This is a genomic window from Neisseria sp. P0007.S010 (genome assembly GCF_051962875.1).
Classification (GTDB): domain Bacteria; phylum Pseudomonadota; class Gammaproteobacteria; order Burkholderiales; family Neisseriaceae; genus Neisseria; species Neisseria subflava_A.
Genome location: NZ_JBQCUX010000035.1, coordinates 1 through 419 on the forward strand (window position 1 = coordinate 1; position 419 = coordinate 419).

The window sequence follows — 419 nt, forward strand, 5'->3', positions numbered from 1 at the left end:
TTCTTCTGGCGGTATTCTACAATCGATTTCGCCTTAGCCGGACCGATACCCGGCAAAGCCTCCAGTTCGGCAGAAGATGCGGTATTGATGTTCACGGCAGCGAAAGAGAATGCTGCATAGACGGCGGCAAATGCACCAAATAAAAATTTCTTCATTAGATTTTTTCCCATAACATATTTGATTGAATCAGTCATAAAGTCTACCGAATGGTTTTATCCCACTCTGTAAACACTGTCACCTATACGGATAGGGCAACATCCCACACCCGCACAAATGCTTACGACATATTAACTCAAATATCGTTTGATTTCAAATATTCCAAACAGTTAACCGTAACTTTCGGTACTTTTGTTCAAGAATAACAACAGAGTTGTCATCCTTTAATTTAAACAACAAGCATGCACGAACACTCAATAGGC

1 protein-coding gene is annotated in these 419 nt (G+C 40.6%); it reads right to left on the reverse strand.

Going from position 1 to position 419, the window contains the following annotated elements; genetic code table 11:
• On the reverse strand, window positions 1–155 hold a 155-nt coding region (locus ACTHR7_RS10795; RefSeq protein WP_440370807.1), incomplete at its 3' end, for a ComEA family DNA-binding protein.
• Window positions 156–419 lie beyond the last annotated feature (264 nt).